We start from the raw sequence: 21667 nt of genomic DNA on the forward strand, positions 1-21667 counted from the left end.
AGGGAGGGGCGCGGGCCATCGCCCAACTTCACACATGCCCTGGGGGGATCGATGCGACCTGAGCTGTCGCGAAGAAGAAGCACGTCCATCGCCGTCGCGCTGGCGGTGGTGCTCGGCACCGTCGTGGCACCGGGCACGTCCGTCGTCGCCCGCGCGGCCGATGACTACCTGAGGTGCAACTCCGAGGCGCTGATCTTCACCGTCTACCCGGACGGCAACCTGTGGCTCTACCCGCACCAGGAACCGGAAACCGGTGCCGCGCAGTGGAACCAGTGGAACCAGGTCGGCTCCGGCTGGGCGTCGCGGGCGTTCGGCGGCCCCGACCGCCGGGTCTACGACGTCAAGGAGAACGGGGAGCTCTGGCGCTTCCGGCTGGACCCGAACACCGGCTGGGAGGACGGCGGCAGCGGGCGCAAGATCGCCGACGGCTGGCAGGACCACGCCGACGCGAACTTCAAGAACAGGGTCACGGTCGACCCGCTCGGCCACTTCTACGACGTGGACAAGGCAGGCAACCTGCACTGGCGCTCGTACGACGAGTCGGGCGGCGCCTGGGCCGCCACGGTCATCGACACCGGCTGGGAGCAGTACGACCTCATCACGGCCGCGGGCAACGGTGTGGTCTACGCCCGCAAGGCCGGTTCCGCCGGTGAGCTGTTCCGCTTCCGCTACCACGCGCCGTCGCAGCGCTGGCTCGAGTACGCGAAGCCGGTCGGCTTCGGCTGGCAGATGTTCAGCCGCGTCTTCTCCCCCGGCGGCGACGTGCTGTACGGCACGCGACCGGACACCGGCCAGCTGCTCTGGTACCGCTACGACGAGACGAACGGCACCTGGCAGGGCGACCCGGTCACCGGCTTCGGCCGGGAGGTCGGCAACGGCTGGCACGACGACCTGTCCGTGTTCGCGCTGACCGACAACTGCGTCCGCACCCCGGAGCCGAACCCGGACCGCCCGGTCGTGCCGCGGAACCGGCTGGCCGCCGCGGCGCTCACCAAGACGTCCAACGGCTACCTGCAGTACGCCTACGTCGCGAAGGACGGCATGCTCGTCCACGCCGAGGTGCGCAGCCTCTCCGGCGGCCCCAACGGCTTCGAGACGTTCCCCGGTGTCACGAACCTCACCGGTGTTCCGTCCATCGTGGACAACCAGGACCAGTCGCTGCGGATCGCGGCGCACACCGAGGACTCCGACGCCCGCGGCGCCTTCCAGGCCCAGCCGGGGGCCTCGTTCGGCGGTCTCGCCGACCTGGGCGGCCGGATGCAGTCGCCGCCGCAGCTCGTGCGCACCAACGGCCTCGTCTCGTACGTGGCCGTGGACAAGGACGGCTTCCTCTGGACGCGGTCGCAGAAGACCGCGAACGGCGACCTGCTCCCGTGGTCGCGGGTGAAGGGCCAGTCGTTCCAGACCGGCGAACCCCGCCCGACCGGTCAGCTCACCGTGCTGGCGGTCGACAACACGATCAAGGTCGTCGCGTTGCGCACCGACGGCACGTACGGCACCACGGCGCTGACGCCGACCACGGAAACCGTTGTGTGGCAGAACAACGGCGGCACGGGCAACACCGGTCCCGCCGCCGCGGTCGCGCTGGACGGCGGCGTCCTGCAACTGTTCGCCCGCAGGACAGACGGCAAGGTCTACACCCACAGCTCCGCGGCCAACGGCACGTGGACGCCGGTCCTCGGTGAGCTCTCGCCGGGCGTCACGGCGGCGGGCCCGCCCAGCGCCGTCCTGGCACCCACCTCCGGCACGCTGGAGGTGGCCGTCCGCGGCACTGACGGCTTCACCTACCGCACCGGTCAGCAGGCCCACGCCTCGACCGCGTGGTGGCCGTGGCACGAGATCACCGCCTACGCCGACGAGACGGAGGTGGACCCGACGCTGTCGCTCGCCGAGAACACCTGGGTCATCGCCTACCGGACGCCGGCGGGCCTCCCGAAGCTGCGCTCCTTCGTCCCGGCGCCGTCGACGACGAGTGCCACGGCCCGGTCCGCGGCACCGACGGGCAACGGCTCTTTCGTGGACGTTCCGCTGAGCCGCTGACGAGGTCGTGCTCCAGCGCTGACCACCCGCCGGGAAGGCCGCCTTCCCGGCGCACCGCACTTCACCTTCCACCTCTGGGGAGATCCCATGCGACCACAGCTGTCGCGCAGAAGAACGCTGCCCGCGGTCATGGCCGTCCTCGCCGCGACGGGCGTCCTGACCGCCGCACCGGCGTTGACGGACGCGGTACGACCGGCCGTGGCCGCCGACGAGTTCACCTGCCAGCAGACGGCCCGCCTCTGGGCGGTGCGCGCCACCACCAAGCTGCACCTGCACGAGCACCACGCGCCGGCGACCGGTGCCGACGCGTGGAGCAACGGCTCGGAGGTGAGCTCGGGCTGGCCGGCGGCGAGCTGGGCGGGCCCGGACGGCCGCATGTACTACCTGAACGCGGCCGACGGCACGTTGCAGCGGCACCGCTGGCTCGGCACCGGCTCGCCGTCCTGGGAGAACGGCGGCACCAGCAAGCCCATCCGCGAAGGCATGGGCTACTACGCCGATCCCGCCGGCGCCAGGAAGCTCACGATCGACAGCACCGGCGCGTTCTACATGGTCGACGGCAACGGCGGGCTGTGGCGCCGCACCTACGACGAGGCCACCGGTGTCTGGGACGAGCTGGCGATCGACAGCGGCTGGGACCGGTACGACCTGATCTTCGCGGCCGGTGACGGCGTGCTGTGGGCCCGCCAGCCGAACGGCGCGATGTTCCGCTACCGCTTCCACGCCGGCTCGCAGCGCTGGCTCACGCCCGCGCCCGTCGCGATCCCCGGCATCCCGTGGGAGCAGTACCAGAACCTGACCTCGCCCGGCGCGGACGTCATCTACGGCATCCGCGACAACAAGGTCTACTGGTTCCGCTACTCCGAGACAGCCCACCACATCACCTCCGGCGTGCAGGCGGGCACGTGGTGGACCGACGGCGTCACCGCGCTCGCCGCTCCGGACGCGTGCACCCTCGTCACCGAACCGGGTCCGGCCCGCCCGAGCGTCCCGCCCACGGGGTACGCCAAGCCCGCGCTGCTCAAGACCTCCGACGGCCACCTCCAGTTCGCCTACGTCAACGGCAACAGCGACGTCGTCCACTCGGACATCGCCGACGTGCGGGTCGGGCCCCACCCGTTCAGCGCCCTCCCGGACACCGCCGTCGACTTCCGCGGCACGCCCGCGCTCGCCGAGAACACCGACGGCAGCACCAGGATCTGGGCCCGCGCCACCGACGCCGACGCGCGCGTCTTCGACCGGCAGGCGATCAACTCCTGGAAGGCGCCGGTCAACCACTTCGGCCGGATGCTCACCGCGCCGCAGGCCGTCCGCACCTCGGACGGCAAGGTCGGCTACGTCGCGCTCTCGGCCGACGGCCACGTCTGGGCGAAGCAGTACGGGTCGAACGGCACGCTGTACCCGTGGCGCAGGCTGACCGCGCAGCCGATCAGCGCGACCGGGCACGTCACCGCCGTCACGACGGGCACCTCCATCCACGTGGTCGCCCTGCGCACCGGCGGTGACTACTGCAAGCTCACGATCACGCCCACCGCGGTCGGCGACTGGTCGTGCGGCGGCTCCGGCGGCACGGACGCGGCGGCCGTGGTCCCCTTGGCGGACAACACCCTCCAGCTGTACGCGCGGCGGGCCGACGGCAGGGTCTACACGACCCGCACCACCGCGAGCGACACCCTGACCGGCGCGTGGACCGCGGTGCCGGTCGACCTGCCGGGGGGCGCCCTGGTGGTGGGCGACCCCGCTGCGCTGAGGGCACCCGACGGCACCGTCCAGCTGTCCGTGCGCGGCAGCGACGGCTGGATCTACCGCACCGGTCAGCAGGCCCCCGCCAGCACGGCGTGGTGGCCGTGGACGGAGATCACGAACTACTCCGACGAGGCAGGTTCCGACCCGGCCATGTCGCTCGCCAACGACACCTGGCTGATCGCGTTCCGCACCCCCGACGGCGTGCCGAAGATGCAGTTCTGGGTGCCGAGCACGACCGCGGCGCGCACGGGCGGCGCTCCTGTCGCCGACCAGGGCTCGTTCACGTCCGCCGGCGACTGACACGCCGCTCTTCTGCTCAGAAAGGCTTGAACCGCATGAACTTCCGAAGATTCGCCCTGCCCGCGGTCGTCGCCACCGCGGTGGCGGTGCTGCCCGCCGCGGTCACCGCTCCCACTGCCGCCGCGGTGGACTCGTTCACGTGCAAGACGACCGCGCCGATCTTCGAAGCGCGGACGGGTGGCGGGTTGCACATCCACTACCACGAGGAGCCGGAGACCGGTCAGAACGTCTGGGGCAACAACGCCGGCATCGGCAACGGGTGGCCCGCCTCGACGTACGCCGGGCCCGGCGGCAAGGTGTACTACATCAACTCGGCCGGCGAGGTGCACCAGCAGATCTGGCTGGGCACCGGCTGGGACAAGAACGGCGAGTCGACGAAGATCGACACGTCGGACAGCTGGAAGATCTACAACACGGACCCGGCCTACCGGCAGCGCCTGACCATCGACGCGCGCGGCGACTTCTACTACGTCGACGCCGCCGGGGCGCTGCGGATGAAGCGGTACAACCAGACCTCGAACAGCTGGGCCGAGTGGTACCTCGACGGCGGGTGGAACCAGTACGACGCGATCGTCGCCGCCGGCGAGGGCGTGCTGTGGGCCCGCACCCCGGCCGGTGACGTGTACCGGTTCCGCTACCACGCCCCGTCCCAGCGGTGGGTGTCGCGCAGCGGCAAGCTTGCTACGGGGTGGAACGCGCACAGCACGCTGTTCTCCCCCGGCGGCGACATCGTCTACGGCATCCACGCCCAGTACCGGACCGTGTGGTGGTACCGGTGGATCGACTCCGAGCAGCGCTTCGCCACGGGCAGCGGTGCCCAGCCCGCCGGCACGAACTGGGCGGCGGACAGCGCGACGACGACGGCGGCACCGGACACCTGCGCGGTGACCGGTGTGACGAACCCGGCGATCCCCGCGGCCGCGTCCGAGCCGACGGCCAAGCCGTCGTTGCTGAGGTCCACCACCACGGGCAACCTCCACTACAGCTACGTCGACAACGCGAAGTCGTTGGTGCACGGGGAGATCACCGACCTGTCGGGGACGACCCCCAACGGGTTCGAGACGCGCACCGGCTACTCGTCCTTCACCGGTGCGCTGACGACGGGTGAGAACGAGAACGGCATGATCCGCGTCTACGGGCCGGGTACCGACTCGAACGTGCACGGCTTCCTGCGCAACTCGCCCGGTGTGTGGAACCCGCACGCCGACTTCGGCGGGTACATGGTCAGCGCCCCGCAGTTCGTGCGGACCGCGAACAAGATCCAGACGATGGTGGCGATCGACTCCTCCGGTGCGCTCTGGCTGCGCCAGCAGCGCGTGCTCAACGGCGGTTTCCCGTCGTGGCGCAGGCCGGGTGGCGCGGCACCGGTGGCACCGGGCAGCAAGGACTTCACCGCGTACGCGCAGGGCGACACGATCGTGCTGGTCGTCCGCAACGCCGACGGCCGCCAGTGCAAGGCGGGCATCACCGACCTGGTGCAGACGGCGTGGCAGTGCACCACCACCAACGGGTTCACCAGCGCGGCCGCGGTCGTCGCCCTGCCCAACAACGTCGTGCAGCTGTTCGCGCGCAAGTCGGACGGCACCGTCCACACCGTCCAGACGACGTCGAGCGGCACGATCCCGGACACCTGGACCGCGGTGCCCGGCTCGTTGCCCAGCGGCGTGACGGCGGTCGGCGCTCCGTCCGCGCTCTTGGCTCCGCAGGGGACGGTGCAGCTCGCGGTGCGCGGTGACGACGGGTTCGTCTACCGCACCGGGCAGGTCGCGTCGGCGGGCACGGCGTGGCACCCGTGGACCGAGGTCACGAACTACGCCGACGAGACCGTGGTCGACCCGGCCGTGTCGCCGGCCGGTGACACCTGGGTCATCGCGTTCCGGACCCCCGGCGGTGTGCCGAAGCTGCTGCGCTGGGTGGCGGCTGCCTCGGCGGCGGCCAGGTCCGCCACGGCGACCGACGGCGCCGGCGAGTTCGTGGACGTGCCGTTGCAGGGCTGAGGAAGTGGTGCGGCGCAGGCCTTGCGGGGGCTGCGCCGCACCTCCGGGGTCATCCGGCCGGGCTGAGCACCACCACGGGCTTGGCCTGGCCGTCCTCGTCCTTGGCCAGCGCGATCACGTGGCCGTCGGGTCCGAACACGCCGTAGGTGCCGTCGAACCCGCCGGCGCTCAGGCGCTGGCCGTGGGACAGCGCCGCGGCCTCCAGCGGGTCGATCTCGCGGCGCGGGAACGCCGTGCCGACCGCCGCGTCGAGGTCGAGCGACAGGCCGGGGGTCTCCTCCAGCTGCTGCAGCGTGCGGGCCACGCGCAGGTCGAACGGGCCGACCCTGGTGCGGCGCAGCGCGCCGAGGTGGCCGCCGACGCCCAGTGCGGCGCCGAGGTCGCGGGCCAGGGCGCGGACGTAGGTGCCCGACGAGCACTCGACCATGACGTCGAGCAGCACCTTCTCGTCCTCGCGGCGGCTGAACAGCACGTCGAAGCGGTGCACGGTGACCGGGCGGGCGGGGATGTCGACCTGCTCACCGGCGCGGACCCGTGCGTAGGCGCGCTTGCCGTCGATCTTCACCGCGCTGACCGCGGACGGGACCTGCTGGATGGGGCCGGTGAGCTTCGCGATCTCGGCCGTGATCGCGGCGTCCTCGACGTGGCTCGCGTCCGCGGTGGACAGCACCTCGCCCTCGGCGTCGTCGGTCGTGGTGGCCGCGCCGAGCACGATCGTGGCGAGGTAGGCCTTGCTGTCGAGCGCGAGGTGGCCGAGCAGCTTCGTCGCGCGTTCGATGCCGAGCACGAGGACACCGGTCGCCATCGGGTCGAGCGTGCCGGCGTGCCCGACCTTGCGGGTGCCGAGGATCCTGCGCACCCGTGCCACCACGTCGTGCGAGGTCATGCCGTCCGGCTTGTCGACGACGACCAGGCCAGGTGCAACAGAACTTTTCACGGCCGCTGATCCTAAGCGACGCGCAGAGCGTCCCAACGCCGACGCCGCAACTGCACCGGCACCGTCTCGCCGCGCGCCTCCGCCGCGAACACCGCGGCCCGTGCGCGCCGCCACCAGACCAGCATCCGCCAGGCGCCCAACGCGAGCACCACGACGAGGAAGCCGAACGCGACGCGGAAGGCGTTCTGCGGGCTCAGCACGTTCTCGAGCAGGTCCAGCAGGACACCGACGCCGAGCGCCGCCACCGTGACGGCGAGGAAGCCGCCGACGTTGACCAGGCCGCTGGCCGTGGACTGCCGGTGCGACGGGTTGTAGTCACGCGCCAACGCGAACGCCACGCCCGAGATGGGGCCACCGATCGTGAGCACGAGGAACACGACCGCGATGACCGGCGACGGCACGTGACCGCCCGGCCACAACAAGAGCACGCCCCACCCGATGAACGCGAACGCCAGGAACCAGCCCGCGATCGGCATGCGCCACTCCGGGTTGCGCGAGAACAACGCGCCGATGATCGGACTCGTCACGATCGCGCCGATGACCAGCAGTCCGAGCGTGGACGACGCCGCCTTCGGTGACATGCCCTGCGCCTGCACGAGGTACGGGAAGCCCCACAGCAGGCCGAGCACAGCGGGCGTGGACATGGTGCTGAAGTGCGCCCAGAACCCGAGCCGGGTGCCCGGGACGCTCCACGCCTGCCGGACCTTCGGCCAGATCCTGCGGAACGGCACGACCTCCGGCTTCGGCGTGACGGTTCCCGGCGGCACGTCGCGGACCTTCAGGAACGCCACCGACGCGTACAGAGCGGTCGCGCCGCCCGCGATGAGGAACGCCCACGTCCAGCCGATGCTGCCAAGCATGAGCGTGAGGGGCACCGTCGCGACGAGGTTCCCCACGCCCCCAAGCGCGGCCGTGATCGCGACGACCAACGAGTACTTCCGTGGTGAGAAGTGCGCCGCGACGAGCCGGATCACGCTGATGAACGTCATCGCGTCACCCATGCCCAGCACCGCGCGCGCGACAAGCCCGAGGGGATATGACTCGGCTATCGCGAAGAGGAGCTGCCCCGTGCCCATGAGCAACGCGGCGGCGGTGAGAACCTTCCTCGGCCCGTAGCGGTCCACGAGCAGACCGGTGGGAATCTGCATGAGGGCGTACACCCCCACCTGCAGCACGGTGAACACACCGAGCTGCGCGGGCCCGAGCCCGAAGCGCTCACTCGCTTCCAGCCCGGCCACGCCGAGCGTGCTGCGGTGGAAGACGGCGGCGAAGTAGACGAGTACGGCGGTGGTCCAGATCAGCCACGCGGCACGAGCAGCATCTCGATCTTGGCGGACGACCGGCAAGGCGACACTCTCCCCAGGTCGGAGACGGGCAGACATTAGTTACATCGCCTAAACAACCTTCTTGGTAACGATTCCATGCCGTGAACTCGGCCACAGCCCACCCTGCGGGACAGCCGTCACCGGACGGCGCCCTCGACCGCCCACTCCCCGGTCCGCGTCCGCCACACCACCGCGACCAGCCGCAGGACCATGAACGCCGACAACCCGGTCCAGATCCCGGCGAGCCCCCACTCGAACGCGTACGAGGCCCACACCAGCGGCAGGAACCCGACCACCGCAGACCCGAGCGTCGCTGTCCGCATGAACTTCACGTCCCCCGCCCCGAGCAACACCCCGTCGAGCGCGAACACCACGCCCGCGATCGGTTGCAGCGCAACGAAGAACCACCACGCGTTCGGCACCTCCGCGAGCACCCCGGCGTCCGAGGTGAACGCCCTCGGCAACACCGACGCCACCGCGGCGAACACCAGCCCGAGCCCGATCCCGAACACCAGCCCGTACCGCGTCACCTGCCAGGCGAGCCGCTCAGCCCGCCGGCGCCGCGACGCCCCCAGCGCCGCCCCGACAAGCGACTGCGCCGCAATCGCCAACGAGTCCAGCACCAACGCCAGGAACGTCCACAGCTGCAACACGACCTGATGCGCTCCCACAGCCGCAATAGACGTCCGCGCCGCAACTGACGCCGCACTGATGAAGCACGCCTGGAACGCCAAACTCCGCAGCACCAAATCGCGCCCCATGCCGAGCTGCGCGCGCATAGCCGCCCAATGCGGCCGCAACGGCACCCGCTCCGCAACCAACGCCTTGAAGAACAACCCCGCCGACAACACCTGCGCGACGACGTTGGCGATCGCCGACCCCTCCAGCCCCCACCCCGCGCCGTACACGAGCGCAGGGCAGAGCACGGCACTGATCCCGTTGCCGATCAAGATGTACCGCAACGGCCGCCGCGTGTCCTGCACCCCGCGCATCCACCCGTTGCCCGCCATCGTGACCAAGATGAACGGCGCCCCGAACAACGCGATCCGCACCCACTCGACCGCCGCATCCGCAACCGCCCCACCTCCGGCGAGCACCTCCGCCAACGGCCGCGCGAACACCTGCCCCAGCAACACCACGAGCACACCCGCGGCCAACGCCAGCCACGTCGCCTGCACCCCTTCGGCAACGGCATCCCCCCGCCGCCCCGCACCGTGCAACCGCGCCGTGCGCGCAGTCGTGCCGTACGACAGGAACGTCAGCTGCGTCGACACCTGCGTCAGCAGCACACCCCCCAGGGCGAGGCCGGCCAACGGCAACGCACCCAGGTGGCCCACCACGGCGGTGTCGACGAGGACGTACAGCGGTTCCGCGGCCAGGACGCCCAGTGCGGGCACGGCCAGGCCGATGACGCGACGGGCAGGCACGTGGTCGCCGTCGCCGTCGTCGTTGTCGTTGGCCGTGCCGGCGTGGTCGGCACCGGCTGGCGCGCCGGCGCGAACGGCATTCACCCCCGCACCCGCGGCGCCTGCTCCATCCACGGTCCCTGCCGAGGCCGCAGCATCCCGGCCCGCATCACTCCGGCCCGCAGCGCCCCGGTCCACGTCCGAGCCCTGCCCACCGACCCCTAGCCCCTGTTCCTCCACACACCGAACCTAGGCGCTCAAGCCGCACGACCGAACTACTTAGCGATGGAAAGCACTCCCGCCCCACCTCGTTTCCGCACCCCCGCGCGCTTCCTCCCCAGCGAGGGAGCCGAGCGACGAGATCCGGACATCCACCAGCCCACATCCACCCGTTCGAGTGAAGGAGCAGGGATGGGAGCAGGAACCCGCTCAGGCCCGCTGCGGCAGCCCGAACACCTGCTCCCGCGCCACGGCCAGCGCCGAGTGCAGGGCCCCGGACCGGACCGGGTTCGCGGTGATCTGGGCGAGCTGCACCGAGGTGCGGGGGACGACCAGCTTCAGCAGTTCCTCCGACACCAGCTCGCACAGGGTCTCGCCGCCGGCCTGCGCGACTCCGCCGGACAGCAGCACCAGTTCCGGGTCGAGCACGCACACCACGTTCGCCAACCCGTGAGCGATCCTACGGGCGAGGTCCGACAAGAACGCGCGGCCGGAAGCGCCGGCCTCCAGCCCGGAAGCGCAGACCTCCAGCGCGGCGGAAACGGCCTCCACGCCGGAGGTGGCGGTGATGCCGTGCGAGGCGGCGAGGGCCACGATCGCCTCGTTGTCCACCTGGTCGCCGTAGCGGCCGCCGGGGATCTGCATCGAGTCGACCTCGCCGGCGCCGCCGGTCACGCCGCGCAGCAGGGTGCCGTTGACGACGATGGCCGAGCCGATCTCGTCGGCGGGCCAGAAGAGGACGAAGTTGCGGACGCCGACGGCCTTGCCGGTGCTCATCTCCTCCAGGGCGGCGAGGTTGATGTCGTTCTCGATCGACACCGAGGTGCCCAGCAGGGTGCGCAGGGTCGAGGGGAGGTCCACCTCGACGAGGCCGGGGAGGTGCGGGGCGAAGCCGAGGAAGCCGGTGGCCGGGTCGACGGCGCCGGGGGTGCCGACGACGACGTGGGACAGGGCGTCCAGGCGCAGGCCGGCGAGAGCGGCGGCCTTCTGGACCGCGGTGCGGAAGGCCTGGAGGGTGTCGGTGGCGGGCATCGGGGTGCTGTGCTCGGCGAGCAGGGTGCCGGTGATGTCGGCGATCACCACGTCGATCAGCTCGGGCGTCAGCGCCACGGCGGCCACGTGGCCGACGGCGCCGTTGACGGCCCACATCTGGGCGCGCGGGCCGCGGCCGCCGCCGCGCAGGCCGGTGCGGACGACCATGCCGTCCTCTTCGAGGCGTGCGAGGAGCTGCGCGGTCGCCGGCTTGGAGAGGCCGATGACCTCCTCCAGCTCGGCGCGGGTCATGGCGCCGCTGCGCAGCAACGTCTCGATGGCCGCGCGGTCGTTGATCTCCCGCAGCAGGCGCGGGCTTCCGGTTCTCGTCATGACTCCACCCGCTCCAACGCGCCCTTGAGCGCGGCGACGACCTCCGCCGGTGCGCCCTCGAACGTGAACCCGGCGGCCAGGCGGTGGCCGCCGCCACCGAGCACCTGGGCCACCTCGCGCACGTCCACCCGGCTCACCGCGCGCAACGACACCGACCAGCGGCCGGGGCGCAGTTCCTTCAGCACAGCGGCGACCTCGGCCTCGGAGGTCGAGCGCACCACGTCGATCACGCTCTCCACCTCCTCGCTGCGAACGCCCTGCGCGTCGTCCAGCCCGACGACCGCGTGCACCAACCCGAGACCGCCCGCCGCGGCCGGGTCCAGCTCGGCGCGGGCGAGCACGCGCGACAGCATGCCCAGGTACGCGAACGGGTGGGCGTCCATCAACGGCCGCGTCACCCGGTAGGCGTCCACTCCGGTCTCCAGCAGCCGCGCGGCCGTCCGGTGCGCGGCGGGTCCGGCGTTGCGGAAGCCACCGGTGTCGGTCACGAGGCCCGCGTAGATGCAGCGCGCGATCGGCTCGTCGAGCTCGACGTCCATCTCGTCGAGGAGCTTCAACGCGATGAGCACCGTCGCCTCCGCGTGTTCGTCGACGCAGTGAACGGTGCCGTAGCGCGTGTTCGACACGTGGTGGTCGACGACGATCACGGGTCCGCAGGCGCCGGCGACGCGATCTGCCAAGGGCCCCAACCGCTGCAGGCTCGCGGTGTCCAGGACGACCAGCAGCTCGGGGTGGGCGGGCACCTCGTCGCGGTGCACCAGCAGTCCGGCGGTGTCCAACGCCCGCAACGACTCCGGCACGACCTCGGGGTCACCGAACGCCACCCGCACCCGCGCACCGCGCCGGTGCAACGCCAGACCGAGCGCCAGCGCGCTGCCCAGCGTGTCCGCGTCGGGGTTGATGTGCGCCAGCAGGGTCACGTCACGGGCATCTGCCAACAGCCGTGCGGCCTCGGCGATGGTGGTGCTCAGGTCGTCTGCCACAGGGAGACGTTAACCGCTCGTGGTCCGGCTGTGTGACAAGGCACCCATTCCTGTGCGGCTTTCCGGCGACGGAGCTGGCAGGAGCGGTGCGAAGTGGACGGTCCCCGGCGTGTGCCGGAGACCGTCCCGATTCGTCAGTCCTCGTCCTCGTCGGCCCGCGGCGCCTTGTACGGGTCGGCCTCACCGGCGGGTGAGGCACCCGCGGCGAGACGGGCGACCTCGGCGTCGGCGGCCTGTGCCTGGGCGAGCAGCTCGTCCATCTTCCGCGCCGTGTCGGGCACGGTGTCGGTCATGAACGTCAGCGTCGGCGTGAACCGGACGCCCGTCTGCTGCCCGACCATGGAGCGCAGCACGCCCTTGGCCTTCTCCAGTGCCGCGGCGGCACCGGCGTAGTCGGGCTCGGAGTCGAGACGCTCGCCCAGGACCGTGTAGTAGACGGTCGCGTCGTGCAGGTCGCCGGTCACCTTCGTGTCGGTGATGGTGACGCGGGCCAGGCGCGGGTCCTTGACCTCGTGCTCCAGCGCGGAGGCGACGATCTGCGAGATCCGCTTGGCGAGCTTGCGGGCACGTGCCGTGTCGGCCACGAGCCTCCCCTTCCTAGTCGTCCTCCGGCCCCACGAGTCGTGTGCGGGCGGAGAGCAATTCCAGTTCGGGACGTCCGGCGACGAGCCTTTCACAGCTGTCGAGCACGTCCCTGACGTGCGCAGCGTCGGCAGCAACCACTGCTACGCCGATCAAAGCGCGTCGGTGCAGGTCTTGATGGCCGGCCTCGGCGGCCGCCACCTCGAAGCGCTTGCGCAGCTCCGCCACGACCGGGCGGACCAGCGAGCGCTTCTCCTTCAACGAGTGGACGTCGCCCAGGAGCACGTCCAGTTCCAAAGCCCCCACGTACATGGGCAAGATCCTCCAGAAGAAAGGGGTGCGGAGCCACCGGTTAAAGCGGCTCCGCACCCCCTCATCGGCCGACTAGGCGCGCGGCTTCTCGCGCATCTCGAAGGTCTCGATGATGTCTTCCAGCTTGAGGTCGCTGTAGTTGCCGAGCGTGAGACCACACTCGAAACCTTCGCGGACCTCGGTGGCGTCGTCCTTGAACCGCTTGAGCGAGCTGATCGGGAGGTTCTCCGCGATCACCTTGCCGTCACGGAGCAGGCGAGCACGCGCGTTGCGGCGGATCTCGCCCGACAGGACCATGCAACCCGCGATCGTGCCGACCTTGGAGGACTTGAAGACGTCGCGGATCTCGGCGCGGCCGAGCTGGACCTCTTCGTACTCCGGCTTGAGGAGACCCTTGAGGGCCGCCTCGATCTCGTCGATCGCCTGGTAGATGACCGTGTAGTACCGGACGTCCACGCCTTCGCGGTTCGCGAGCTCGGTCGCCTTGCCCTCGGCCCGGACGTTGAAGCCCAGGACGATGGCGGAACCGGCCACGGCGAGGTTGATGTCGCCTTCGGTGATGCCACCGACACCGCGGTGGATCACGCGCAGCTCGACGTCGTCGCCGACCTCGATCTTCATGAGCGCGTCCTCGAGGGCCTCGACGGTACCCGAGTTGTCACCCTTGATGATCAAGGTGAGAGCGCTGGTTTCCTTGAGCGCGGCGTCCAGGTCCTCCAGGCTGACGCGCTTGCGCTTCGCCGCGTTGGCGGCGTTGCGGGTGCGTGCCTGGCGGCGCTCGGCGATCTGCCGTGCAACCCGGTCTTCCTCCACCACGAGGAACGTGTCGCCGGCGCGGGGCACCGACGTCAGACCGATGACCTGCACCGGACGCGACGGGGTCGCGACGGTGACGTCGTCGCCGTGCTCGTCGACCATGCGGCGGACGCGACCGTACGCGTCACCCGCGACGATCGAGGAGCCGACGCGCAGCGAACCGCGCTGCACGAGCACCGTGGCGACCGGGCCGCGACCGCGGTCGAGGTGCGCCTCGATCGCGACACCCTGGGCCTCCATGTCCGGGTTGGCCCGGAGGTCCAGCGAAGCGTCGGCGGTCAACAGGATGGCCTCGAGGAGGCTGTCGATGTTGATGCCCTGCTTCGCGGAGATGTCGACGAACATCGTGTCGCCGCCGTACTCCTCGGCGACCAGTCCGTACTCGGTGAGCTGCTGGCGGATCTTGGAGGGGTTCGCACCCTCCTTGTCGATCTTGTTGACCGCGACCACGATCGGCGCCTGAGCGGCCTGCGCGTGGTTGATCGCCTCCACGGTCTGCGGCATCACGCCGTCGTCAGCGGCGACGACGATGACCGCGATGTCGGTCGCGTTCGCACCACGGGCACGCATGGCGGTGAACGCCTCGTGGCCCGGGGTGTCGATGAAGGTGATGAGCCGCGGGTTGCCCTCGAGCTCGGTCTGCACCTGGTACGCGCCGATGTGCTGGGTGATGCCACCGGCCTCGCCCTCGTGCACCTTCGCCTTGCGGATGGTGTCGAGCAGGCGGGTCTTGCCGTGGTCGACGTGACCCATGACGGTCACGACCGGCGGGCGGACCTGCAGGTCGTCCTCGTCACCGGCGTCCTCGCCGTAGGTGATGTCGAACGTCTCGAGCAGCTCGCGGTCCTCCTCCTCGGGGGACACGACCTGCACGACGTAGTTCATCTCGGAGCCGAGCAGCTCCAGGATCTCGTCGGACACCGACTGGGTCGCCGTGACCATCTCGCCCAGGTGGAAGAGCACCTGCACGAGCGACGCCGGGTTGGCGTTGATCTTGTCGGCGAAGTCGGTCAGCGAGGCACCGCGCGGCAGGCGGATCGTCTCGCCGCTGCCCTTGGGCAGGCGGACGCCACCGACCGAAGGCGCCTGCATGTTGTCCATGTACTCCTGGCGCTTCTGCCGCTTGGACTTGCGTCCACGGCGCGCCGGACCACCCGGACGACCGAAGGCACCAGCGGTTCCACCGCGACCGGCACCGCCACCGCCGCCGGGACGACCGCGGAAACCGCCGCCACCAGCGGGCGCGCCGCCGCCGCCACCGGCACCGCCGGGACGGAAACCGCCGCCACCGCCACCGCCGCCACCGGGACGGAAGCCACCGCCACCGCCACCGCCGCCACCGGGACGGAAGCCACCGCCACCGCCACCGCCGCCACCGCCGCGGAAGCCGCCACCGCCGCCGCCCCCACCGGGACGACCGCCGCCACCGCCACCGCCACCGGGACGGCCACCGCCGCCACCAGGACCAGGACGGTTACCGGCCGGACGGTTGCCCGGCATCATGCCGGGGTTCGGCCGCGGGGGCATGTTGCCCGGGTTGGGACGGGGACCGCCCTGACCCGGCGCCGGGCGAGGACCGCCCTGACCGGGGCCGGGACGACCGCCACCCTGTGCGGCCGCGGGACGCGGACCACCCTGACCGGGCGCACCGCTCGGACGGGGGTTCGCCGGACGCGGGTCACCGGGCTTCGGACCACCGGCGGGGCGGTCGCCGCCCTGCTCGGGCCGAGGGCCGGGACGGGGTCCAGGACGCGGCGAGGGAGCGTTGCCGCCACCGACGCCGAAGGGGTTGTTGCCCGGACGCGGGGCGCGCGGGCCGGCAGGCTTGGGAGACTGCGGGCGCGGCGGGACCACGGACGGGGACTGCCCACCAGCCGACGCGGCCGGGGCCTGCGGCTGCTGCTGGGGCTGTTGCTGCTGGGTCTGCTGCGGAGCCGGGCGGGGGCCCGGACGCGGGCCACCCGGCTTGGAGCCGGGAGCCGGGGCAGCCTTGGGGGCGGCCGGAGCCGACGCGGCGGGTGCCGGTGCGGCGGCCGGGGCCTGGGGCTGTGCGGGCGCGGCGGGAGCCGGGGCCTGCGCGGCAGGAGCTGCCGGAGCGGGCTTGGGCGCCGCCGGGCGCGGTGCCGCCGGACGCGGGCCGGGCATGGCCTTCGGCGCGGCGGGCTTGGTGTCGGACGCTGCCGGCCTGGACTCCGCCGGTGCGGCGGGCGCTGCGGCAGCAGCGGGTGCGGGTGCCTTCGGCTTCGGAGCGGACGGCTTGGGAGCCGGCTTCGAGGACTTGGCTTCGTAGGCGTCGCGAAGTCGCCGGGCCACGGGGGCCTCGACGGTCGACGACGCGGACTTCACGTACTCGCCCTGTTCGGCGAGCTTGTTGAGAACTTCCTTGCTCGTAACACCGAGCTCTTTCGCGAGCTCATGCACGCGGGCCTTGCCTGCCACTGCTCTCCTAGGTCGTGAGGCCGGCGGGCAAGTCCCATCGACCTCGTCTTAACGTCGCGCGTTCATGTCTTCAGCTTCACGGCTGACTCATGACGGGTCGACCTGCTTCCTTGTTGCTTGCTGGCCCTGGGGCTGTCCCGAGGCCAAGTTCCCGTGCTGCTCGACGTGCTCGCGCAGCGAAGCGACGTCGAGTGCTCCCTGGACCTTGAAGGCCCGCGAGAACGCTCGTCGCCGCTCGGCGTTGCGGAGACATTCGAGATCGAAATGCAACCAAGCACCCCGACCCGGAAGCCGCCGACGGACGTCCGGGACCACCGAACCGTCCACCGCGACCACTCGCAGCAGCTCAGAGGGCAACGTCCGAGCTCGGCACCCGACACACGTGCGAACAGGGCCGATGTGCTGGGAACCCGATCCCGACGTTGATCCGTTGATAATTCTATCCCCTGGAGCTCATTCAGCCGAACTGGATGTGACCGCTCCGGCAGCCGGAGCCTCCGCGTCGCTGCGGATGTCGATGCGCCAGCCGGTCAGGCGGGCGGCCAGACGGGCGTTCTGCCCCTCCTTGCCGATCGCCAGCGAGAGCTGGAAGTCGGGCACCACGACACGGGCCGTCTTGGCCCGTTCGTCGAGCACCCGCACGGACACAACCTTCGCTGGTGACAGGGCATTCCCGACGAAGGTGGCCGAGTCGTCCGAGTGGTCGATGATGTCGATCTTCTCGCCACCGAGCTCGTGCATGACGTTGCGCACACGGGCTCCCATCGGGCCGATGCAGGCGCCCTTGGCGTTCACCCCGGAGACCGTCGACTTCACCGCGATCTTCGAGCGGTGACCTGCCTCACGTGCCACCGCGGCGATCTCCACGGTGCCGTCCGCGATCTCCGGGACCTCGAGGGCGAACAGCCGCCGCACGAGGTTCGGGTGCGTGCGCGAGAGGGCGATCTGCGGGCCGCGGGCGCCACGGGAGACGCTCACGACGTAGCACTTGATCCGCTCGCCGTGGTTGTACTGCTCGCCCGGCACCTGCTCGGCCGGCGGCAGCACGCCCTCGGTGTCCCCCACCTGGACGACGACCATGCCGCGGGCGTTCGCGCGGGCGTCGCGCTGCACGACGCCGGCGATGATCTCGCCCTCCTTGGTGGAGAACTCGCCGAAGGTGCGCTCGTGCTCGGCGTCGCGCAGGCGCTGCAGGATGACCTGGCGCGCCGTGGTGGCCGCGATCCGGCCGAAGCCCTCCGGGGTGTCGTCCCACTCCTCCTGGACCACGCCGTCCGGGCCGAGCTCCTGCGCGAGCACGCGCACGACCCCGGTCTTGCGGTCGATCTCCACCCGCGAGTGCGAGTGGTGCCCTTCGGTGTGCTTGTAGGCGGTCAGCAGTGCTGACTCGATCGCCTCCAGGACCGTCTCGAAGGGGATGTCCTTTTCACGTTCGATCGCCCTCAGGGCGGCGATGTCGACGTTCACCTCGGCTCCTCCTCCGGTGCTTTCCGAGTGAGCCGAGCCAGTTCCTCGACCGGCGGCTGCTTGAACTCGATCTCCATTACCGCGCGTTCGACGTCGCGGTACTCCACGCGCTTCAGCTCGCCCTGGTGCAGCAGCTCGACGCCGCTCTCGTCGCACTCGCCGACGCGGCCGAACCACTCGACCCGGTCCGGCTGCTTGACCTTCACGAGGCGCAGGTGCGCGCGCTTCCAGTGGCGCGGGTGCGTGAGGGGCCGGTCGACACCCGGCGAGGTGACCTCGAGGGTGTACGGCCCGTTGATCAGGTGGTCGTGCGCGTCGAGCGCGGCGGACACCACGCGACTCGCCTCGGCGACCTCGTCGAGCCCGATGCCGTCCTCGCCGTCCACGACGACCTTGACCAGACGGCGGCGCCCAGCCTGATTCACGTCGAGTGCGTCGAGGTCGAAGCCGGCGGCTTCGAGCGCTTCCCGCACAACGGGTGCTAGCTGCGCGGCAAGCTCTCCGCGCGGCGGGCTGGACACGTGGTGTCTCCTTCAGTTCGAACGCATGAAAACCCCGACCGACGGTGTTTCGGCGGCCGTGGGCGCCCAGGGTATCTCGTTCGCCCGCCTGCCACCGCCCCACCGTCCGCTGGCAAGATTGGTTCGCGTGATCTCCGAATCGGTCAGCCGCCGCCGCGTGCTGCTCGCGGTGGCCGCCGCACCTCTGGCCGTTGCGTGCACCACAGAACCTCCCCCGCCTCCGCCGCCGGACCCGTTGTCGGCGCTGGCTGCGCAGGCGCGTTCGGACGCGGCGCTGGCGACGTTGCTGACGGCGGTGCCGGCCGCCGCGGAGGTCGCGAAGGCCCGTGCGGCGCACGCGCAGCTGTTGCAGGCGGAGGTGGACCGCGAGCGCCCGCCGCTGTCGTCTGCGGTGCCGCCCGTTCCCCCGACCCCGCCGCAGCCGCCGAACCCGGTCGCGGCGCTGCGCTCGGCGCTGGACGAGTCGGTGCGCGCCGCGTCGGAGGCCGTGGCTGCGCTGCCGTCCTACCGCGCGGGCCTGGTCGGGTCGGTGGCGGCGGGCTGCGCCTCGCTGCGGGAGGTGCTGGCGTGAGCACGGAGGCGGTGCAGACCGCGCTGGGCACCGAGCACGCCGCGGTGTGGACCTACGGGCTCGTATCGGCGTTCCTGGACAACCCGGCGGTCGCCGAGGGCGCGAACGCGCACCGCGCGCGCCGGGACACCACGGAGCGATGGCTGAAGGACCACAACGCGACGCCGAACCCGCCCGCCGCGGCATACCTGCCGCCGTCGCCGGTGTCGGACGGGCCGTCGGCGATCGCGGCCCTCGTCGCGGTCGAGCAGGACGCGTGCGCGGCCTGGCGCGGGGTGCTGGAGCGGACCGACGACGCGGCGCTGCGCACGAGTGCGCTGGACGCGTTGACGACGGCGGCGGTGCGGGCGACGCGGTGGCGCAAGGCCGCGGGGACCACTCCGGCGTCGATCACGATGCCGGGCGTGGCCTCCGGCTAGCTCCCGCTAGTTCCCGATGGAGGACGCGAGGCGGAGCGCGTCCTGGGAGACCTTCTTCATCTCCTTGTTGTGCGCGAGCGCGTCCTGGCCCTTCGTCAGCGCGTCCGACTCGACGATCACGACCTCGCGGTCGCGCACCTCGGAGGCGTACCCGCCGTTGGCCAGCGTCGTCAGCGGCGGGACGCTCACGGCCTTGTCGAGCACCAGGTCCTTGATGTTGCCGGTGCCGTTCTGCTCGGTGAGCTCCTTGAGCTTCCTGGCCTCTTCCGCGGTCTTCATCCGCACGACGGACACCGAGGAGTACACGGTGCGCCCGTCGGGCAGCTTGGCCGTGTAGAACGCCCGCGTCAGCTGGACGCACGGGGTCGCCTTCAGGAACTCCTGCGTCTTGGTGGTGGCGTGGGCGGCGCAGTCGCTGTCCTTCACCGGCTCCGGCAGCTGCGGCGAGGTGGTGAACTCGAACTCGCCCGCGGTCTTCTGCGGGGCCGCCGCCGGCTTGTCGACCGGGTCGGTGGGTTGCAGCACCCACCACACGAAGCCGGACACCACCGCCACGCCGACCAGTGCGAGCGCCCTGCCGAACCAGATCCGCTTCGGCGTCTGCGCCGGCCGCTGCTGTTGTTGCTGCTGCTGCTGCGGGGGCAGCTCACCGCGGCGGCTGTCCATGATCGACTGCAGCTTCACGAGCTCGTCGGCCGGGTAGAGCGGAGCGGTGTCGGTCGGCCTCGGTGGGAAGCGAGGCAGGTTCTGGGTCACCTCTTCGGGTGATTCGCGTGGTTCCGACACAAGGACCCACGGTAACGGACGGCGTTCAGCTCAGCGCTGCGAGCACCCGATCAACGTCTTCGGCCGTGTTGTACAGGTGGCACGCATATCGGGTCCTACCTGCGCGAACGGACGAAACGACGCCTTCGGCGGCCGGCTCCCCCACTGAGACGATCGCCGAGCCGGTGGGCGGCAGACCCATTCCGGTGAGGAGCCGATCCGTCAGACCGACACAGTGCGCACGCACGGCCGTGAGGTCCAGCGAGGCCACCCACGGCAACGCGACCGCCGCACCGATGTGCGCGAACCACGTCGGTGACAGGTCGAACCGCCGTGCGTCCGGGCGCAGCAGCAGATCGGTGCCGTAGTTCTCACCCGTGCTGTACCAGTTCGCCGCCACGGGCCGCAGCGACTCGAGCCGGTCCGGCCGCACCGCCAGCCACGCGGCACCGCGGGGTGACATCAGCCACTTGTAGGCCACGCCGACGACGAAGTCGGCCCACTCCAGCGACAGCGGCATCCAGCCGGCCGCCTGCGACACGTCCAGCAGCACCGGTTTGCCCGACGCCCGCAGCGCGCCGAGGTCCGCGACCGCGCCGTCGGCCGACTGCACCACGCTGACCGCGACGAGGTCGCACTCGTCGACGGAGGCGGCGATCCGGTGGCCGGCCGCGACGAACGGCAGCGAGACGCTGGTGAACTCGCCCGGTTCGACGAACACCCTCGACCCGGCCGGCAGTGACTGGGCGACCAGTGACGCGAACTGCGAGACGGTGGCGCCGCACGCGACCGACGTCGCGGGCACGCCCACGAGCTGTCCAAAGGCCGCACGGGAGGTCTCGACCGCGTCGGTGAACGACGAGGACGTGTCCTGCCCGCGCCGCCAGCGTTCGTGGGCGGCGGCCACCGCGTCGGCGACGTGCCGCGGTGGCACGCCGATGGACGCCGTGTTCAGGTACCCCGGCTCGACGTCGAAGACCGCCCCGAACGCCTCACGCATGGACGAGCTGCTTGCCGCGCTTGCGCCGCGCGTACACCTGCTTGCGCACCTTCGCGATCACGGTCCCATCCTGCCCGACCACGTCGGTGTCGAACCAGAGCAACGCCTTCGCGCCGGACGACGTCTGCCCCAGGACCTCGGACACGTGCTCGTCGGTCAGCCGGAACTCGGCGCGCACGGTGCCGCGGCCGGGTGCGACGAACTCGATCTCACCGGCCCGGTCCCACACCACGTGCTCGCCCTTGAGCTGGTTGAACAGCAGCAGCACCCAGAACGGGTCGGTCATCGCGAACAGCGAGCCGCCGAAGTGGGTGCCGAAGAAGTTGCGGTTCCACGGGCGCAGACGCATGCGCACGCGCGCATACCGGTAGTCCGGCGAGATCTCCTCGACGTGGACACCGGCGAACAGGAACGGCGGCCACAGGTTCATCCCGCGGCGCAGGCGGCTTGCCTTCAT

The 21667-nt window shown here is 71.3% G+C and carries 19 protein-coding genes; 5 read left to right on the forward strand and 14 right to left on the reverse strand.

Translation table 11 applies throughout. The annotated features are described in order from the left end of the window. The first annotated feature begins 51 nt into the window (after positions 1-51). The 3 genes from ACZ7CF_RS25255 (at position 52) to ACZ7CF_RS25265 (ending at position 6083) form a co-directional block, all read left to right on the forward strand. Positions 52-2040, forward strand: coding sequence for a tachylectin-related carbohydrate-binding protein (locus ACZ7CF_RS25255; protein WP_470370727.1), 1989 nt, complete (start codon positions 52-54; stop codon positions 2038-2040). 87 nt (positions 2041-2127) lie between these two features. Next, complete coding sequence (locus ACZ7CF_RS25260; RefSeq protein WP_470370728.1) at positions 2128-4086, forward strand: tachylectin-related carbohydrate-binding protein; 1959 nt, start codon at positions 2128-2130, stop codon at positions 4084-4086. A gap of 35 nt (positions 4087-4121) precedes the next feature. Further along, complete coding sequence (locus ACZ7CF_RS25265) at positions 4122-6083, forward strand: tachylectin-related carbohydrate-binding protein (protein ID WP_360390712.1); 1962 nt, start codon at positions 4122-4124, stop codon at positions 6081-6083. A gap of 49 nt (positions 6084-6132) precedes the next feature. Here the strand turns inward: ACZ7CF_RS25265 and truB are convergent, their stop codons facing one another. The 11 genes from truB to rimP form a co-directional block, all read right to left on the reverse strand. Continuing rightward, entirely contained in the window at positions 6133-7020 is an 888-nt protein-coding gene (gene truB / locus ACZ7CF_RS25270; protein WP_360390715.1) for a tRNA pseudouridine(55) synthase TruB, read from the reverse strand. A gap of 11 nt (positions 7021-7031) precedes the next feature. Continuing rightward, the gene (locus ACZ7CF_RS25275; protein ID WP_360390718.1) at positions 7032-8366 is read right to left on the reverse strand and encodes an MFS transporter; all 1335 of its coding nucleotides are present in this window, start codon (positions 8364-8366) and stop codon (positions 7032-7034) included. A gap of 116 nt (positions 8367-8482) precedes the next feature. Then, positions 8483-9772 (reverse strand): MATE family efflux transporter, encoded by a 1290-nt coding sequence (locus tag ACZ7CF_RS25280; protein WP_458434332.1) that lies wholly within the window; start codon positions 9770-9772, stop codon positions 8483-8485. Between the two features lie 408 nt (positions 9773-10180). Further along, positions 10181-11335 carry an ROK family protein gene (locus tag ACZ7CF_RS25285; protein WP_470370729.1) on the reverse strand — a complete coding sequence of 385 codons (1155 nt, stop codon included), beginning with the start codon at positions 11333-11335 and terminating at the stop codon, positions 10181-10183. Further along, positions 11332-12318: a DHH family phosphoesterase gene (locus ACZ7CF_RS25290; protein ID WP_470370730.1), complete on the reverse strand. Its 987-nt coding sequence runs from the start codon at positions 12316-12318 to the stop codon at positions 11332-11334. Before ACZ7CF_RS25290 ends, ACZ7CF_RS25285 begins: the two co-directional genes overlap by 4 nt. Before the next feature lie 134 nt (positions 12319-12452). After that, positions 12453-12902, reverse strand: coding sequence for a 30S ribosome-binding factor RbfA (rbfA, locus tag ACZ7CF_RS25295; RefSeq protein ID WP_360390725.1), 450 nt, complete (start codon positions 12900-12902; stop codon positions 12453-12455). Positions 12903-12915: 13 nt separating this feature from the next. After that, the gene (locus ACZ7CF_RS25300; RefSeq protein WP_360390728.1) at positions 12916-13212 is read right to left on the reverse strand and encodes a DUF503 domain-containing protein; all 297 of its coding nucleotides are present in this window, start codon (positions 13210-13212) and stop codon (positions 12916-12918) included. Between the two features lie 72 nt (positions 13213-13284). Beyond that, a complete protein-coding gene (infB, locus tag ACZ7CF_RS25305; protein WP_458430684.1) occupies positions 13285-16467 on the reverse strand; it encodes a translation initiation factor IF-2 in 3183 nt (1060 codons plus the stop codon). Between the two features lie 87 nt (positions 16468-16554). Beyond that, positions 16555-16803, reverse strand: a complete 249-nt coding sequence (locus ACZ7CF_RS25310; protein ID WP_470370731.1) for a YlxR family protein — start codon at positions 16801-16803, stop codon at positions 16555-16557. Between the two features lie 117 nt (positions 16804-16920). Further along, positions 16921-17934: a transcription termination factor NusA gene (nusA, locus tag ACZ7CF_RS25315; RefSeq protein ID WP_360390734.1), complete on the reverse strand. Its 1014-nt coding sequence runs from the start codon at positions 17932-17934 to the stop codon at positions 16921-16923. Next, complete coding sequence (gene rimP / locus ACZ7CF_RS25320) at positions 17931-18455, reverse strand: ribosome maturation factor RimP (protein WP_360390736.1); 525 nt, start codon at positions 18453-18455, stop codon at positions 17931-17933. Before rimP ends, nusA begins: the two co-directional genes overlap by 4 nt. A gap of 127 nt (positions 18456-18582) precedes the next feature. On the opposite strand from rimP, the gene ACZ7CF_RS25325 reads away from it, so the two are divergent. Together ACZ7CF_RS25325 and ACZ7CF_RS25330 are read left to right on the forward strand one after the other, a co-directional pair. Beyond that, on the forward strand, positions 18583-19026 hold the full coding sequence (locus ACZ7CF_RS25325; protein WP_360390739.1) for a hypothetical protein: 444 nt from the start codon (positions 18583-18585) through the stop codon (positions 19024-19026). Continuing rightward, on the forward strand, positions 19023-19445 hold the full coding sequence (locus ACZ7CF_RS25330) for a ferritin-like domain-containing protein (RefSeq protein WP_458430681.1): 423 nt from the start codon (positions 19023-19025) through the stop codon (positions 19443-19445). The genes ACZ7CF_RS25325 and ACZ7CF_RS25330 overlap by 4 nt, the downstream gene beginning before the upstream one ends. A 6-nt stretch (positions 19446-19451) precedes the next feature. Here ACZ7CF_RS25330 and ACZ7CF_RS25335 read toward each other — a convergent pair whose 3' ends face one another. Genes ACZ7CF_RS25335 through ACZ7CF_RS25345 form a run of 3 tightly spaced genes read right to left on the reverse strand, consistent with a single transcriptional unit; the run spans position 19452 to position 21667 of the window. Then, a complete protein-coding gene (locus ACZ7CF_RS25335; RefSeq protein ID WP_458430678.1) occupies positions 19452-20201 on the reverse strand; it encodes a hypothetical protein in 750 nt (249 codons plus the stop codon). A 55-nt stretch (positions 20202-20256) separates the two neighbouring features. After that, positions 20257-21210, reverse strand: a complete 954-nt coding sequence (locus tag ACZ7CF_RS25340) for an aminotransferase class V-fold PLP-dependent enzyme (RefSeq protein ID WP_470370732.1) — start codon at positions 21208-21210, stop codon at positions 20257-20259. After that, on the reverse strand, positions 21203-21667 hold the full coding sequence (locus ACZ7CF_RS25345; RefSeq protein WP_470370733.1) for a DUF4442 domain-containing protein: 465 nt from the start codon (positions 21665-21667) through the stop codon (positions 21203-21205). Before ACZ7CF_RS25345 ends, ACZ7CF_RS25340 begins: the two co-directional genes overlap by 8 nt.

Source organism: Lentzea sp. NPDC036955, from assembly GCF_055608005.1.

Excerpts from the sequence above, each read along its gene's own strand:
- ACZ7CF_RS25255 (WP_470370727.1), top strand. The coding sequence starts at position 52 with ATGCGACCTGAGCTGTCGCGAAGAAGAAGCACGTCCATCGCCGTCGCG.
- ACZ7CF_RS25285 (WP_470370729.1), bottom strand. The coding sequence starts at position 11,335 with ATGACGAGAACCGGAAGCCCGCGCCTGCTGCGGGAGATCAACGACCGC.
- ACZ7CF_RS25265 (WP_360390712.1), top strand. The coding sequence starts at position 4,122 with ATGAACTTCCGAAGATTCGCCCTGCCCGCGGTCGTCGCCACCGCGGTG.
- ACZ7CF_RS25345 (WP_470370733.1), bottom strand. The coding sequence starts at position 21,667 with ATGAAGGCAAGCCGCCTGCGCCGCGGGATGAACCTGTGGCCGCCGTTC.
- ACZ7CF_RS25260 (WP_470370728.1), top strand. The coding sequence starts at position 2,128 with ATGCGACCACAGCTGTCGCGCAGAAGAACGCTGCCCGCGGTCATGGCC.
- ACZ7CF_RS25300 (WP_360390728.1), bottom strand. The coding sequence starts at position 13,212 with ATGTACGTGGGGGCTTTGGAACTGGACGTGCTCCTGGGCGACGTCCAC.
- ACZ7CF_RS25340 (WP_470370732.1), bottom strand. The coding sequence starts at position 21,210 with ATGCGTGAGGCGTTCGGGGCGGTCTTCGACGTCGAGCCGGGGTACCTG.